The organism is Verrucomicrobiia bacterium, from assembly GCA_035765895.1.
Lineage (GTDB): Bacteria > Verrucomicrobiota > Verrucomicrobiia > Limisphaerales > DSYF01 > DSYF01.
Genome location: DASTWL010000023.1, coordinates 39,993 through 54,566, shown reverse-complemented (window position 1 = coordinate 54,566; position 14,574 = coordinate 39,993). Strand labels below are relative to the sequence as shown.

General features: G+C 63.7%; 16 protein-coding genes. 9 read left to right on the top strand and 7 right to left on the bottom strand.

Features of this window, described 5'->3' with window-relative positions:
- Positions 1–2: 2 nt before the first annotated feature.
- The 7 genes from VFV96_05050 to VFV96_05020 all read right to left on the bottom strand — a co-directional run bounded on the left by VFV96_05050 (position 3) and on the right by VFV96_05020 (position 6,257).
- Positions 3–857: a sigma-70 family RNA polymerase sigma factor gene (locus VFV96_05050; GenBank protein HEU5069768.1), complete on the bottom strand. Its 855-nt coding sequence runs from the start codon at positions 855–857 to the stop codon at positions 3–5.
- A gap of 485 nt (positions 858–1,342) precedes the next feature.
- On the bottom strand, positions 1,343–1,966 hold the full coding sequence (gene upp, locus VFV96_05045) for a uracil phosphoribosyltransferase (GenBank protein ID HEU5069767.1): 624 nt from the start codon (positions 1,964–1,966) through the stop codon (positions 1,343–1,345).
- Between the two features lie 8 nt (positions 1,967–1,974).
- The gene (sppA, locus tag VFV96_05040) at positions 1,975–3,108 is read right to left on the bottom strand and encodes a signal peptide peptidase SppA (GenBank protein HEU5069766.1); all 1,134 of its coding nucleotides are present in this window, start codon (positions 3,106–3,108) and stop codon (positions 1,975–1,977) included.
- A 59-nt stretch (positions 3,109–3,167) separates the two neighbouring features.
- Entirely contained in the window at positions 3,168–3,545 is a 378-nt protein-coding gene (locus VFV96_05035) for a hypothetical protein (protein ID HEU5069765.1), read from the bottom strand.
- Between the two features lie 60 nt (positions 3,546–3,605).
- Positions 3,606–4,394 (bottom strand): 3-methyl-2-oxobutanoate hydroxymethyltransferase, encoded by a 789-nt coding sequence (gene panB, locus VFV96_05030; protein HEU5069764.1) that lies wholly within the window; start codon positions 4,392–4,394, stop codon positions 3,606–3,608.
- 56 nt (positions 4,395–4,450) lie between these two features.
- Complete coding sequence (rfaE1, locus tag VFV96_05025; GenBank protein HEU5069763.1) at positions 4,451–5,467, bottom strand: D-glycero-beta-D-manno-heptose-7-phosphate kinase; 1,017 nt, start codon at positions 5,465–5,467, stop codon at positions 4,451–4,453.
- A gap of 1 nt (position 5,468) precedes the next feature.
- Positions 5,469–6,257, bottom strand: a complete 789-nt coding sequence (locus VFV96_05020) for a thiazole synthase (protein HEU5069762.1) — start codon at positions 6,255–6,257, stop codon at positions 5,469–5,471.
- Between the two features lie 100 nt (positions 6,258–6,357).
- Here VFV96_05020 and hisH point away from each other — a divergent pair, with 100 nt between their 5' ends.
- From hisH to VFV96_04975, 9 genes are all read left to right on the top strand, one after another.
- Entirely contained in the window at positions 6,358–6,981 is a 624-nt protein-coding gene (hisH, locus tag VFV96_05015) for an imidazole glycerol phosphate synthase subunit HisH (GenBank protein HEU5069761.1), read from the top strand.
- Positions 6,982–7,073: 92 nt separating this feature from the next.
- The gene (locus tag VFV96_05010) at positions 7,074–7,691 is read left to right on the top strand and encodes a superoxide dismutase (protein ID HEU5069760.1); all 618 of its coding nucleotides are present in this window, start codon (positions 7,074–7,076) and stop codon (positions 7,689–7,691) included.
- A gap of 142 nt (positions 7,692–7,833) precedes the next feature.
- Positions 7,834–8,757: an aldo/keto reductase gene (locus VFV96_05005; protein HEU5069759.1), complete on the top strand. Its 924-nt coding sequence runs from the start codon at positions 7,834–7,836 to the stop codon at positions 8,755–8,757.
- 138 nt (positions 8,758–8,895) lie between these two features.
- Entirely contained in the window at positions 8,896–9,291 is a 396-nt protein-coding gene (locus tag VFV96_05000; protein HEU5069758.1) for a PepSY domain-containing protein, read from the top strand.
- Positions 9,292–9,356: 65 nt separating this feature from the next.
- Positions 9,357–10,433 carry a YncE family protein gene (locus tag VFV96_04995; protein ID HEU5069757.1) on the top strand — a complete coding sequence of 359 codons (1,077 nt, stop codon included), beginning with the start codon at positions 9,357–9,359 and terminating at the stop codon, positions 10,431–10,433.
- Between the two features lie 9 nt (positions 10,434–10,442).
- Positions 10,443–11,117, top strand: coding sequence for a response regulator transcription factor (locus tag VFV96_04990; GenBank protein HEU5069756.1), 675 nt, complete (start codon positions 10,443–10,445; stop codon positions 11,115–11,117).
- Positions 11,114–12,202 carry an ATP-binding protein gene (locus tag VFV96_04985; GenBank protein ID HEU5069755.1) on the top strand — a complete coding sequence of 363 codons (1,089 nt, stop codon included), beginning with the start codon at positions 11,114–11,116 and terminating at the stop codon, positions 12,200–12,202. Before VFV96_04990 ends, VFV96_04985 begins: the two co-directional genes overlap by 4 nt.
- The gene (locus VFV96_04980) at positions 12,199–13,584 is read left to right on the top strand and encodes a TolC family protein (GenBank protein ID HEU5069754.1); all 1,386 of its coding nucleotides are present in this window, start codon (positions 12,199–12,201) and stop codon (positions 13,582–13,584) included. The genes VFV96_04985 and VFV96_04980 overlap by 4 nt, the downstream gene beginning before the upstream one ends.
- Positions 13,581–14,573: a hypothetical protein gene (locus tag VFV96_04975; GenBank protein ID HEU5069753.1), complete on the top strand. Its 993-nt coding sequence runs from the start codon at positions 13,581–13,583 to the stop codon at positions 14,571–14,573. Before VFV96_04980 ends, VFV96_04975 begins: the two co-directional genes overlap by 4 nt.
- Position 14,574: the final 1 nt, after the last annotated feature.

Below are 14,574 nucleotides of genomic sequence, written 5' to 3'. Positions count from 1 at the left end.
GCTTAAGTCTTCGTGGCCTCAAGCTTTTCAATCATGCGGCGCAGCTTCTTGAGCGCGATGTTTTGAATCTGCCGCACGCGTTCGCGGGTGACGCCGAATTTTTTGCCCACTTCCTCCAGCGTCTTTTCCGTGCCGCCATCCAGGCCAAAACGGAACCGCAGAATGGTTTCCTCCCGCGGGTCGAGCGTGGTGACCATCTCACGCAGCATGTCCGTGACCGTCTTGTCTTCGAGGTTTTCGTAGGGCGAGGTCGCGTTTTCGTCCTGCACGATCTCGGCGAAATTGTTGGAATCCTCGTCGCCGATGGGCGCGTCGAGCGAGGCGGGCCGGATGGAGGCCTGGCGCATCTGCGCCACCCGGGCGGGGGAAATGCCCAGTTCGCCGCCAAGTTCCTCGTCCGTGGGTTCGCGGCCAAGTTCCTCCTGCAGGCGCATCGCGGTGCGGCGCATCTTGGAAATCTTGTCCACCAGATGCACGGGCAGCCGGATCGTTTTGGACTGATTCGCGAGGGCGCGCTTGATGGATTGCTTGATCCACCAGGAGCCGTAGGTGGACAGTTTGCCGCCCTTGGCCGGGTCAAAGCGTTCCACCGCCTTCATCAGGCCGATGTTGCCTTCGCTGATCAAATCAAGCAGCGGCAGGCCGATGCCCTCGTAATCGCGGGCAATCTTTACGACGAGGCGGAGGTTCGCCTTGATCATGTGCTCGCGCGCTTTTTTGTCGCCCTTCTTGATGTGCGCGGCGAGTTCGATTTCCTCCTGCGGCGTCAGCAGCGGCACTTTGCCGATTTCGCGCAGGTAAAGCTTGATCGCCGTGTCGCCATCGTAGCTCGAACGGGTGCGTTCCTCTTCCACCACCGGTTCGGGGGCGGCAACTACTGCGGGTTCGGTGGCCGGCCTGATATTCCTCGGCTCGGGGAACTCCGGCGCTGCTTTGGCCGGTGGCAACGGCTTCTTCCCGGGCGCCGGCTTTCCCGGACGTCGCCGGGACGGGCCGGACGCGGAGGGGGTCAGACGGGCGCGCGACCGCGGCGTTGCACGTCGGGAAACGGCTTTCTGCGGAGCGCGTTGGGTGCGCTGCTTCGCGGCAGTCTTCAAGCGTTTTGCGGCCATAAGGATTCAGGTTTCTGGTTGTCTTGGGATCCGGTTTGAATTGCCCGGGGTCGTTGCCCGCCGTGCCATTGCAGCAGTCCTTGCCCGCTACGGCAACGATATTTGCGTGCTTGAATTCAGATCATCTTCCCCAGAAGAACGGCTTTCTGGTGGCCGACCAATCCCGATTTCGTTTCGACCAAGCCAGGCGGATTTTGTTCAACGGCCGGGCGGTCCAAGGCCCGGGCCGCTCACACCCCAAACAGCCGGTCCCCGGCATCTCCGAGACCGGGAATGATGTAGCCGCACTCGTTCAATCGCTGGTCGATGGCGGCGGTGAAAATGGGCAGCGTGCGGTGAGTCTGGCGGACTTTGCGAATGCCCTCCGGCGCGGCGACAAGACTGACCAGCCGGACGCGTTCGGCGCCGTGTTGGTGGAGTAAATCCAGCGCGGCCACGGCACTCCCGCCGGTGGCCAGCATTGGATCGATGAGAATGACTTCAAACGGGCTCAAATCCTGGGGCAGGCTCTTGTGATAAAAATTCGCCTGCAAGGTTTTTTCCTCACGCTTGAGGCCGATGAACCCCACGCGCGCGTTGGGGATCAATTGCAGAATGGCGTCGAGCATGCCCAGGCCCGCGCGCAAGACGGGCACCAGCACAACTTCGCGTTTCAGGTCGCAGCCCGCGGCTCGCGCGAGCGGCGTTTTGACCTGCTTGGTGTTGAGTTGAAACGAGCGGGTGGCCTCGTAAACCATCAACGAGGCCACTTCGCCGAGCACGCGGCGGAACTCCTGTGAGCCGGTGCGGGCGTCGCGCAACCGGGTCAGGTTATGCTGGACGAGCGGGTGGTTGATGACCGTGACGCCCTTCATCGTCCGGTTCAGTAAATGCCGGTGTCGTAGAGGAAATACGGCTGGCCCGCCTTCAACTTGGGCAGCTCGACGCCCAAGTCCACCTTGAGCGGTTTGGCTTCTGTTTTGCCGAAGAGGCGCAGCAAATCGGCCAGTTCCACGATGGGACGGTATTCCACCACGTTCGGGCGGCGCACGCCGGCAATCTTGGCGGCGCGGCTCACCGCCTTGTCAAAGCCGCCGAGCTCATCCACGAATCCGAGCTTCAAGGCTTCCGCGCCGGACAACACGCGGCCATCGGCGTAATCGGTCCAATCCGCCGCGAGCTCCCGGCCCTCCTTGCCGTTGGCCTTGTGAGCCTCCGCGCGGCCTTGGGCGACGACGTTGGTGAACTTGCCGTAAACCTCGTAGATGAGATGCTGCATCATCTGCTTTTCTTCCGCCGGGATTTCCTCCGGGCTGCGCGAGCCGCTGAGCATGTCCTTGAACCGGCCGCTTTTGAACACCATCGGCCGCAGCCCGATTTTATCCATCAATCCACGGTAGTTCAGGCCGCTCATGATGACGCCGATGCTGCCAGTGATCGTCAGGTCGTTGGCTACGATGTAACGGCACGGCGCGGAGACGTAGTAACCGCCGGACGCGGCCAGATTGCCCATGCTGACCACCACGGGCTTGCGGCTCTCCTCCTGAAAGCGACGGATGGCCTTGGCGATTTCATCCGAGGCCAGCACTTCGCCGCCGGGCGAATCCACCTTCAGGATAACCGCGGCCACGCGGTTGTCTTCATCGGCGCGGCGCAATTGCTCCTTCACCACGTCCACCATGTTGTAACCCGTGCCGTCCACCCGCGCGCCGGAGATGATGCCTTCAATCGGCACCACGGCGATTTTGTCGCGTGAGTCATGATCCTCGACCATGATTTCTTCGAGGCGCGGACCACCGACGCGGGTGCGTGTGGGCGAAAGTTTTGCCACGCTGCTCACCATCTGGCCAAAATTGAAAAGCAGGCTGATTCCCAGCAGCACGCACAGCGCGATCGCGGCCATCATCCAGCCGCGGCTTTTGCGCGGCGGCGGTGGCGGGCTCGGCGGCAAAATGACCGGTGGAGCCGGGAACGGCGTGGGCGGCACGTCATTGGCGGGGGGAAGGCTTGCGTCCATAATGAGCGCACACTAGCGCAGCCGCCGACGCACGGCAAGACGCGCCCGGACCGCCGGTTTCAGGGAACCAGTTCCACAACGTCGCCGGGCTCGAGCGGGATGTCGTTTCCGGACAGCAACTGGCCGGGCGTAATCTCCAACCGGTCATCGCCGCGCTTGAGCACGATGTTTCGCGGCGCCTGCGCCGGCATCCATTGGGCGGCGAGGATGGCCCGGGCAAGCGTCAGACCGTCAGCCCATGGAACCAGTGGATTGGCTACGGGACCGGTAAAGGAAACGTTCTTATCCCGAGCGGTGGTGAGAGCCGAGCCGCGTTGCTCGCCGGCCCGGAAGGCCCGCTCTGCTTCGGCCCGGGCGTGGACGCGCGTGGTGCAGCCCGGTCCCAGCGCCAATTGAGCCATGAGCACCAGCCCCAGGAACGCAGCGTGCCGTTGCATGGCTTCAGGATGTTGCCCGATGCCCGCGGCGCAACCGAAAAGCACCGCCGTTGACGCGCTTTAAACCGCCGGTTTGGCCGCTGTCGCGCCGACCTCAATCATCCACTCGCGCACGGCCGCCTGCATTTCGGCCGCAGACTGCCGCCTGGGTTTGACGAAGCGCGGCGTGAACCACGGAAAGGTGCCGACCAGGTCGTGCGTCACGAGAATCTGCCCGTCGCACTCGCGGCCGCTGCCGATGCCGATGGTGGGAATCGGAATCCGCCTGGTGATTTCGGCGGCGACCGGCGGCGTCACCAGTTCCAAAACAATGCCGAAGGCGCCCGCGCCGGCCAGGGCGTCGGCGTCGGCGACGAGCTTGGCGTGTTCCTCATCTTTGCGGCCTTTGATGTGATAGCCACCTTCTTCAAGCACATGCTGGGGCAACATGCCCAAGTGGCCCAGGAACGGGATGCCCGCACCCAGAATCGCCTGCACCTGCGGAATGATTTCCTTGCCGCCCTCGGCCTTGACCGCTTCGGCGCCGGCGGCGACCAGCAGGCGCGCGTTCTCGACGGCCTGCTCGGGCGTTTCGTAACTGTGATAGGGCAGGTCGCCCACAAGCAACGCACGCGGCTTGGCCCGGGCGCAGGCGCGGACGTGGTGCTCCATTTCTGCCATCGTAACGTGCGTGGTGTCGGGATAACCCAGCACGACCATGCCCAGCGAATCGCCCACGAGCAGCAGCGGCACGCCGGTTTCATCCAGCATCCGGGTCATCGGATAATCGTAGGTCGTCAGCGCAGGGATTTGCGCCCGTCCCTTGAGCGCGCGGAGGTGATCAGGGCTGATTTTTTGTTCGAGCGTCATGAAAGAGTTTTGCGTTGCGCCGTTTGGGATCCGCCCCGGCTGCCTGGGCGGCGCGGTCAATGGCCAAAACTGGCCAGCAATTCTTCAGGCGCCACGGTTGCCGTGCCCATCTTGCCCACCACAATGCCGGCAGCGTGATTGGACAAGATGGCCGCCTCCACCGGCGACGCGCCTGCGGCAATGGCCAGGGTAAACGTGGCAATGACCGTATCGCCCGCGCCCGAAACGTCAAACACCTCCTGTGCCACGGTCGGGATGTGAAAGGGCGCCTGGCCGCGCTGGCACAGCAGCATGCCCTGATCGCCCAGCGTGATCAGCAACAACGCCGGGCACAATTCTCCGAGCAAGCGCTCCGTCACGCGCAGCAGGTTCTTGTCCTGCAGCGGATCGGTTGTGCGGGTGTCGTCCGGCACCTGGGCCAGTTCAAAAGCCTCCTTGCGATTGGGCGTGATCAGCGAGAGCCCGGCCAGGTTGAGCGCGTGAACCGGTTTGGGGTCGAGGCTGAGCCAGACGCCTTTCGCCCGGCAAAGCTTTTGCAGTCCGTCGAGCAGCTTTTGCGTGATGACGCCCTTGCCGTAATCGCCGACCACGACGGCGTCCGCGCGGGCCAGTTCGGGCGCGAGGGCGGCGAGCAAACGGGCCGTCAATGCGTCGTTCAACGGGACGCGCGTTTCGCGGTCCACGCGCACGACCTGTTGTTGATGCGCCACGATGCGGGTCTTGATGCTGGTATGCCGCGCCGGGCTGGTGACGAGGCCGCGGCAGCCCACCCGTTGTTCCTTGAGCAATGCCACGAGCTGCTGCGCGGCGGTGTCACGGCCGACGACGCCGAAGATGTCGGTGCGGGTTTCGAGCGAAGTCAGGTTGCGCGCCACGTTGGCGGCGCCGCCCGGCATGAAACTTTCCCGGTGAAAATCGACCACCGGCACCGGCGCCTCGGGCGAAATGCGCGTCACGCCGCCCCAGATGAATTGGTCCAGCATCACATCGCCGACGACCAAAATGCGGCGCTGGCGGGCCGTGGTGAGGAGCTGCCGGGCGCGGGCCGGCGCGAGTTTGACGTGGTGATTCATGCTAGTTCAAAAAACCGGTCAACGGACTGGTGGCCTCGGCTTCGAGGTGTTGGGCCGCGAGGCCGATTTCAAAGGCCGCCCGGCCGGCTTCCACGGCCAGTTTGAACGCCACGGCCATCCGGTTGGGGTCGCTGGCCACGGCCATGGCCGTGTTGACCAGCACTGCATCGGCGCCCATTTCCATCGCTTCCGCCGCGTGGCTCGGCGCGCCGAGTCCGGCGTCCACCACCACGGGGACGGTGGCCTGCTCGATGATGATGCGAATCTGGTCGCGGGTTTGAATGCCGCGATTGGAGCCGATGGGCGAGCCCAGCGGCATCACCGTGGCCGTGCCGGCTTCCTGCAGCCGTTTGGCGAGCACGGGATCGGCATTGATGTAGGGCAGCACGGTGAAACCTTCCTTCACCAGCTGTTCCGCCGCCTTGAGCGTTTCGATGGGATCGGGCAGCAGGTAACGCGGGTCGGGATGGATTTCGAGTTTCACCCATTTGGGCAGGCCGGCGGCCATGGCCAGGCGCGCGAGCCGCACGGCTTCTTCCGCGTTCATGGCGCCGCTGGTGTTGGGCAGGAGCAGATATTTCTCCGGATCCACAAACTCCAGAATGTTGGCGAACGGGTCGTGCTTCCCGGAAAGGTCGGCGCGGCGGAGGGCGACGGTGACGATTTCCGAGCCGCTTGCGGCCAGCGCGTCACGCATGGCTTCGGGTGCGGAGAATTTGCCGGTGCCAACGAGGAGCCGGGAGCGGAATGTCCGTCCGGCGATGACGAGTGGTTGATTGTCCAACGACATTGGCCGCAATGTAGGCGGAGGCGGACGGTTTTGTCGAGTGGGCGACCGGCGGTGCCACCCGCGCATTGCGCGACCCCGGCCGCGCGCGTAACCTGCGCGCGTGATTGCTTTGCTCGATTACGGTTCCGGCAACTTGCGCAGCGTCCACAAGGCCCTGCTCAAGGCGGGCGCGGCGGTGCGGCTGGTGCAACGGCCGGATGAGATCGGTGATGCGCGGGGGCTGGTATTGCCGGGCGTCGGCGCGTTTGACGACTGCATCAACGCACTGCAACGGCAGGAATTGCTCGTTGCCAGCCGCGATTTCATCCGCAGCGGCCGGCCGTTTCTCGGCATCTGCGTGGGGTATCAGGCGCTGTTCGAGCGCAGCGAGGAATTCAACAGCTGTGCCGTCGGGCTGGGAATTTTCCGCGGCAGCGTCGTCCGGTTCGGCGCGGCGGACGGATTGAAAATCCCCCAGATCGGCTGGAACCAGGTGAAGATCGCGCAGCCGGCCTGCCCCCTTTACCGCGGCATCGCCGATGGCAGTTACTTTTACTTCGTGCACAGCTTTTTCCCGCAGCCGGCGGACGATGCGATTGTCGCCACGCGCACGGAATACGGCCAGACATTCGCGTCGTCGGTCTGGCGTGACAACGTGTTTGCCACGCAGTTTCATCCGGAAAAGAGCCAGCAGGCCGGGCTGCAACTGCTGCAAAATTTTGTCGAACTCACGGCGACGCGCTGACGAAAACGTCACGCCGGCTTGCTCCGACGTTCAGCTGTGCTACGCTTCAGTTGAAGTTAATCAAACCATTAACAACTCAGTAACGAAAAGCTATGGCATTTGAACTACCTCCTCTCCCGTATCCGAAAGAAGCACTGGAACCGCATTTTGACGCGCTCACGATGGAGATTCACCACGATCGCCATCACAAGGCCTACGTGGACAATTTGAACAAGGCCATTGCCGGCTCGCCGCTGGAAGGCAGGAGCCTGGACGAAATCGTGAAGGGCATCGGCTCCGCGCCGGACAACATCAAAGGCCCCGTCCGCAACAACGGCGGCGGCCATTGGAATCACACCTTCTTCTGGCGGATTCTCGGTCCGCAAGCCGGCGGCGCGCCGACGGGCAAACTCGCCGATGACCTCAAGGCCGCGTTCGGCAGCTTTGACGACTTCAAGGCGAAGTTTGAAGCCGCGGGTCTGGGCCGCTTCGGTTCCGGCTGGGCCTGGCTCGTCAAAAACAACGGCAAACTCGAAATCGTTTCCACCGCCAACCAGGACAACCCGCTCATGGGCAAAGCCGTGGCGGGCTGCGAAGGCACGCCCGTTCTCGGCGTGGACGTTTGGGAACACGCCTACTACCTGAAATACCAGAACAAGCGCGGCGATTATCTCAAGGCGTTCTGGAACGTCGTCAACTGGGCCGAAGTGGCCAGGAACTACGGCGCCTGAACCATCGGGCAAATTCTCGCAGCGCGCCCGCGTCAACGGGCGCGCTTTTTTGTCGGCGCGTCGCCAGTTCGCTTTTGCCGCTTGAACCGACCGCAATTGGCGATGGCTTCAGCCGGACAAATGTGCTTTGCTGCGCTTTGCCATGAAGCATCGCCCGCTCGGTTTCACGGGATTCCAAGCTTCCGAACTGGGCATCGGGGATCTTGCCGATCGCTCGGTTCCGGCCGACCAATGTGTGGCCACGCTCCACCGCGCCATGAGCTTCGGCTTGAATGTCATCGACACGGCGCCCGGCTACGAGGACGGCTACAGCGAGGAGGTGGTCGGCAAGGCCTTGAAGGGCCGGCGCGACAAAATGTTCGTCATCGACAAAATCGACCACCTCGATGCGCCCGTGGAACCGCAAGTCGATGCCAGCCTCAAACAGCTCGCGCTGGACAGTGTGGACCTCTTCGCGTTTCACGCCGTGTCCGAGCTGGCCCAATGGGAACGGCTCGCCGCGCCCGGCGGCGGCATGGAGCAACTGGCCCATTGTGCCACGTTGGGCAAGGTGCGCTTTCGCGGGATTTCAAGTCATCACCCGGACGTGTTGCTGGCCGCGCTGAAAAGCGGTTTGTGCGACGTCGTCATGTTTCCCGTTGGACCGTTCGTGCATCCGCGCTATGTCGAGGAAATCCTGCCGCTGGCCCGGAAGAACGGCGTGGGCACGGTCTGCTTCAAGACGTTCGGCGCCGGCAAGCTGTTGGGCGACACGCCGGGCTACAACCGGCCGCTGGTCGTGCGTCCGCGCGGCAAATTCAGCTCCGGTGGAAAACCGCCCACGAGCGAGCCGCAACTGCCGCGCCTGTCAGTGGCGGAATGTTTGCACTACACGTTGACGCTCGCTCCGGACGTGGCGTTGCTCGGTCTAAGTTTTCCCAACGAACAGGACGCGGCGTTTCAGGCCTGGCGCGAATTCAAACCGCTGCCGCCCGCAGCCATGCAGGACATCCGCCGGCGGGCCGAGGCCGCAATTGCCGGCAAGGGCGAATGCTGGTGGAATCCGTCTTTACCCGGCGCAACGTAGCGGCCGCAGTCCCGCTGGTTGATTCCAGATGACAAAACTGTCATCCACACGTTATGAGCATGTCACCGGCCTTTGATTGACTGGTCCCGCCGCCCTGCCGGCGGAATCCAAAATTAACAACTCTAACCGGACACGTTCATGAATTCAAAAACTGCCATCCGTTCCCTGTGGGTCTGCGGTCTGCTGGCGGCGGGACTGACCGCCTGCAGCACTGAAAAGGAGTCGTGCGAAAGCCAGGCAAAGACCGCGCCTTTGGCAGCGCAGGCCAAAGTGGGCCAGCCGCAAGCGGAGGGCATCGCGTTGGCGAAAGTGCCGGGCGGCGTCATCAAAGAAGGCGAGCTTGAAAAGGAGCATGGCCGGCTGGTCTGGTCGTTTGACATTGCCACCTCTGGCACCACTGACATCACCGAGGTGCAGGTGGATGCGATCACTGGATCGGTGATTTCCGTGGACCAGGAAACGGCTGCGGAACAGGAGAAGGAGCGCCAGGAGGATGCCAAACAGAAGCAGAGTGAAAAGGAGGACAAAGATTAATCCTGCTTCCCCGCTCATTCTTCAGGTATTCGCGCTCCGTCCTGTTCAAATTGGCTGGTGAGCTTATGAAGGCATATTTCGCCCGTTCGCTTTGTGGCCTGGCGCTGTTCGGCTGGTTGTTGGTTGGCACCGTGGCGTCGGATGGCGCGCAAATCAATTATCGTCCGCTCAAATCGATTCCCATCGGCGGTGAGGGCGGCTGGGATTATCTCGAGGTGGACTCCTCCGCCCACCGGCTCTACGTCAGTCATGCGACCAAGGTGGTCGTGATCGATACCGCCACGGACACGGTTGTCGGTGAGGTTGCGGACACGCCGGGCGTTCACGGGATTGTGGTGGCGCCGGACTTGGGGCGCGGGTTCACCAGCAATGGCCGCGAAAACAAGGTCGGCATCTTCGACGTGAAGATGTTGCAGCCGATCGCCAAGGTGGAAACGGGTGGGAATCCCGACGCCATCCTTTACGAATCAAAGCGCGCCGGGGTGTATGCGTTCAATGGCCGTTCGCATTCGGCCACCGTGATTGATGCCCGCACCGCGAAAGTGCTCGCGACGATTCCGCTGGGCGGGAAACCCGAGTTTGCCGTGGAGGATCCCGACCGCGACCGGATTTTCGTCAACATTGAAGACACGAGCGAACTCGTTGCGATCGACGCGGCCCGACGCGAGGTGGTGGCGCGCTGGCCCATCGCGCCGGGCGAAGAGGCTTCCGGACTGGCCATTGATGTGACGCATCACCGCCTGTTTCTCGGCTGCGCGAACAAGCTGATGGTAATGATGGATGACAACACCGGAAAGGTCTTGGGCAGCGTGCCGATTGGCGCGGGCGTGGATGCCTGCAAATATGATCCAGTCACGCAGCTGGCGTTCGCCTCCTGCGGCGCAGGCACCACCACCATTGCCCGTGCCGACGGAACTGATGCGCTCACCGTGGTCCAGACCCTCAAGACGGCGCGTGGTGCGCGGACCATGGCGCTCGATCCGGCCACGCACAAGATTTACCTGAGCGCTGCGGAATACCCGCCGGGCGCGGCGGGCGAGCGACGGCCCCAACCGATGGCGGGCAGTTTCAAAGTTTTGGTGTTCGGTCCGGAACGCGGCGAGGTTTTGAAATCGCGCCCGGCCGGGGAAAAGGCTAATTGATCAGCCGTCATGCGCGTCCTCGTCGTGGAAGATGAAAAGAAAACCGCGTCGTTCATCCGCAAGGCGCTGCAGGCGGAGGGCTTCGCCGTGGACGTTTGCCACCACGGCGACGGTGCCTGGGCGGCTGTCCGATCCACTCCCTTTGACGCCATTGTCCTCGACATCATGCTGCCGGGCCGGGATGGCTTGAGCATCGTGCGGCTGTTGAGACAGCAAGGGAAAAGCACGCCCGTCCTGCTGCTTTCCGCACGGGGCGAGGTGAACGAGCGCATCGAAGGGCTCGATGCGGGCGCGGATGATTATTTGCCCAAGCCCTTTGTCGTGGCCGAACTGGCGGCTCGCGTGCGTGCCCTGGTCCGGCGCGGCGGCGAATCCAAGTCGCCCGTTCTGCGCGTGGCGGACTTGTCGCTGGACACCGTGACGCGCCAGGTGCGGCGCGGGGAGAGCTGCATTGATTTGACCGCAATTGAATTCCGGCTCCTGGAATTTTTGATGCGCTCGGCGGGCCGGATTTGCAGTCGCATGACGATCCTGGAAAAGGTCTGGGATTACGATTTCGACCCCGGCACGAACCTGGTGGATGTGAACATCATGCGGCTGCGGGAAAAGGTGGACGAGGGGTTTGAGCCCCGGCTGCTGCACACCATTCGTGGCGTCGGCTACGTGCTGAGGGAAGCCGCATGACCATCCGGGCACGGCTCAACCTCTGGTATGCCGGAATCCTGTTTGCGGCGCTGATGGCCGTGGGTGGCCTGGCGTATCACGAATTTGTGATCGAGCCGCGTTCGCGTCCGCCGAGGACCGTCAATAACATCGCCGATCAGGAGGAAGATTTCGGCGAGGTCATCAGTTTGGTGTTGTGGTGTGGCGTGCCGGCGGCCGTGCTCGGCCTGACCGGCGGCTGGTGGCTGACCCGGCGGGCCCTGGCGCCGGTGGCGGCGCTCACGGAGGCCGCGTCGCGCATCAACGAGTGCAATCTGGCCAACCAGCTACCCCGGACCAACAATGGCGACGAACTGGACCGCCTCACGGAAGTCTTCAATTCCATGACCCGCCGGTTGAACGAATCATTTCAGCGCATCCGGGAATTTACCCTGCACGCCTCACATGAATTGAAGACGCCGCTGACCGTGCTGCATGCGGAACTGGAGACGGCATTGGGCGAAACGCCTCATACCGTTGCGCAACGCGAGCGGATGCTCAGTCAACTCGATGAGGTGCAGCGGCTGACCCGCATCGTGGACAATCTGGCCTTGCTGACCAAGGCGGACGCGGGGCTGGTGCCGCTCAATCTTGGTCCGGTGGCGTTCGACGAACTCGTGCGGGAAAGCCACGGCTGTGCGCAGTTGCTGGCGCGGCCCGCCCGGATTGAAGTGAAGCTGGCCGCCTGTGAAGCCGCCCGGGTGCAGGGAGACCGGCACCGGCTCCGCCAGTTGCTGCTCAACCTGGTGGACAACGCCATCAAATACAACCAGCCCGCGGGCGGCGTGACCCTGGCCTTGCTGCGCGCCAGTGACAGCGCTGAATTTGCCATCACAAACACGGGCCCGGGCATTCCCGCGGACAAACTGGATCGTGTCTTCGACCGCTTCTTCCGGGGTGACGCGAGCCACAACAACGAAGTGGAGGGGTGCGGGCTGGGGCTCAGCATTGCGCAATGGATTGTCCACGCGCATGCCGGGCGAATTGCCATTGCTTCCACGCCGGATGGCTTGACCACGGTGACTGTGCGATTGCCCCTGGCGCGCTCATCTGCCAATCGCTCATGAAATGTTGCCTCATTCTCCTGATGATTGGTTTGCTGGCAGGTTGTGCCCGCTTTCGTCCTGCCCCGCTTTCCCCGGCCAGGAGCGCGGCCGCGTTTGATGCGCGCTCGTTGACGGATACGAATCTGCTGGCGTATGTCGCATCGAACGGTCCGGCCAGCGGAGGCAAATCACCGGTCTGGGATCTGGATGCCCTGACGCTCGTGGGCTTTTACTACCAGCCAGCGCTGGCCGAGGCCCGGGCGCAGTGGGCGCTCGCGCGGGCGGGCCAAATCACCGCCGGCGAGCGGCCAAACCCCTCGGTGACCTTCACGCCGGAATATGATTCAACCACCCCGCCGCCCTGGATCCTGGGAGGCACGTGGGACATCCCGATTGAGACGGCGGGCAAGCGTGGGCGCCGCCAGGAAGAGGCTCAACACCTGGCCGAGGCGGCCCGTTGGAATCTTGTGGGCACGATGTGGCAAACCCGGAGCGCGGTGCGGACGGCGTTGCTCGACCTTTACGCCGCGCGCGAAACGGAATCGCGGCTGGCCGCGCAAGCCGGGGCGCAGTCGAACGTGGTGCAATTGCTGGAGGGCCAATTGGCCGCCGGCAGCGTCGCCGCATTCGATGTCACCCAGGCGCGGATCACCCTGGCGAATGTTCAACTGGCAATCCAGGACGCCCGGCATCAGCGGCTGGAGGCGCGGGGCAAACTGGCGGATGCATTGGGCCTGCCGGCGCGCGCACTGGACGGAGTGGTGTTGGATTTTTCCTGTTTCCGCAGCGTTCCCGCGGCCTTGCCGGCCCCGCAAGTCAGACGCCAGGCGGCGTTGCACCGCGCGGACATTCGCGCGGCCCTCGCGGAATACGCCGCCCGCCAGTCCGCGTTGCAGTTGGAAATCGCCCGGCAATATCCTGACATCCATCTCAGCCCGGGCTACCAGTTGGACCAAACCGACAACAAATGGTCGCTTGGCGTGACCGTGACGTTACCCATCCTCAATCAGAACCAGGGGCCCATTGCCGAGGCGGAGGCGCAACGAAAGCAGGCGGCAGCGCATTTTCTGGCCGTGCAGGCCCGTGCGATGGGCGAAATCGACCGGGCGCTGACCGGTTACCGTGCCGCACGGGAGCAAACGGTTGGGGCGGATACGCTGGTGCAGGAGCTGCAAGCAAGAATGGCCGCCGTTCGCGCGCGGCAACAGGCGGGAGAATTGGAGCCGCTGGCCGCCGCGAGCGCCCGGGTGGAGTTCGCCAGTGGCATGCTGGCGCGATTGGACGCCCGGCTGAAAGTGCAACGCGCGCTTGGTCAGCTGGAGGACGCGAGCCAGAGCACTTTCAAAGTCACACCAACGATGCTTGAACCGGCCTTGGGCCAAGGAAAGGAATCCGCGAAGTGAACCGAATCGTTTATGCCACAGCCGTGCTGACGGCGGCCGTCGTTCTGACCGCCTGTTCGCCCACCGGCAAGGATCAGGCCGCGGCGGCGGATGAAAGCCGTTCCGAACCCGCATCGCGGGTGCAGCACGACACCAACGGTGACGTGATCATCAAACTGGATGCGGCCACCCAGAGAGTCATGGGACTGCAGGTCGCGTCACTCGCCGCGAAGGAACTCGCGCCGGAAGTGAAGGCGTTTGGCCGGGTGATGGATCCCACGACGTTGTCTGCGTTGGTGGCGGATTGGGTGTCGGCTCAAGCCGGCGCGGAGGCGGCCCAGAAGGATCTGGCGCGATTGCAGACCCTCGCCGCGCAGCACAATGCCTCCACGCGCGCGCTTGAAGCGGCGCAGGCGGAGGCGCAACGGTCTGCCGCCATGGCGGCGGTGGCGCGGGCGAAAGTGCAGGGGATCACGTGCAAGGAGCTGGCGGAGCGGCCGGACCTGGCGGACTTCACGGCGGGATTGATCGCCGGCCGCGAGGTGTTGGTGCGGCTGGATTTGCCGGCCGGCGAAGCGCTGGCGGCCGCTCCCGTGGGCGCCCGGCTGGTGAGCCTCATTGAAGACGCAACGCCGGTGCCGGCCCAATTCGTCGGCGCGGCGGCTGCAATGGATCCACAAACCCAGGGCCGCGCGCTCTGGTTCCTTGCGACGACGAATCTCGCCGAATTGCCGCCGAATTCCGCCGTTACGGGTTATGTGCAAATTCCGGGCGCGAGGCAGAGTGGCGTGCTGCTGCCTCGTGCGGCGGTGGTTCGTTTCAAGGGAACTTCGTGGGTTTATGTGCTGACGGGCGCCGACGAGTTTGTTCGCCGGCAGGTGGCGCTGGAACAACCATTCGAGGGAGGCTGGTTTGTCCGCGAAGGTTTGGCGGTGGGCACGAAAGTGGTGACCACCGGCGCCCAGCAACTGCTTTCGGAGGAGCTGAAGGGGCAGGGAGGCGAGGAATAGG

Coding starts and splice junctions, on each gene's coding strand:
- sppA (HEU5069766.1), bottom strand. CDS start 3,108: ATGGACGCAAGCCTTCCCCCCGCCAATGACGTGCCGCCCACGCCGTTC.
- VFV96_04980 (HEU5069754.1), top strand. CDS start 12,199: ATGAAATGTTGCCTCATTCTCCTGATGATTGGTTTGCTGGCAGGTTGT.
- VFV96_05000 (HEU5069758.1), top strand. CDS start 8,896: ATGAATTCAAAAACTGCCATCCGTTCCCTGTGGGTCTGCGGTCTGCTG.
- panB (HEU5069764.1), bottom strand. CDS start 4,394: ATGACGCTCGAACAAAAAATCAGCCCTGATCACCTCCGCGCGCTCAAG.
- VFV96_04995 (HEU5069757.1), top strand. CDS start 9,357: ATGAAGGCATATTTCGCCCGTTCGCTTTGTGGCCTGGCGCTGTTCGGC.
- rfaE1 (HEU5069763.1), bottom strand. CDS start 5,467: ATGAATCACCACGTCAAACTCGCGCCGGCCCGCGCCCGGCAGCTCCTC.
- VFV96_05005 (HEU5069759.1), top strand. CDS start 7,834: ATGAAGCATCGCCCGCTCGGTTTCACGGGATTCCAAGCTTCCGAACTG.
- upp (HEU5069767.1), bottom strand. CDS start 1,966: ATGAAGGGCGTCACGGTCATCAACCACCCGCTCGTCCAGCATAACCTG.
- VFV96_05010 (HEU5069760.1), top strand. CDS start 7,074: ATGGCATTTGAACTACCTCCTCTCCCGTATCCGAAAGAAGCACTGGAA.
- VFV96_05020 (HEU5069762.1), bottom strand. CDS start 6,257: ATGTCGTTGGACAATCAACCACTCGTCATCGCCGGACGGACATTCCGC.
- VFV96_05035 (HEU5069765.1), bottom strand. CDS start 3,545: ATGCAACGGCACGCTGCGTTCCTGGGGCTGGTGCTCATGGCTCAATTG.
- VFV96_04990 (HEU5069756.1), top strand. CDS start 10,443: ATGCGCGTCCTCGTCGTGGAAGATGAAAAGAAAACCGCGTCGTTCATC.
- VFV96_04985 (HEU5069755.1), top strand. CDS start 11,114: ATGACCATCCGGGCACGGCTCAACCTCTGGTATGCCGGAATCCTGTTT.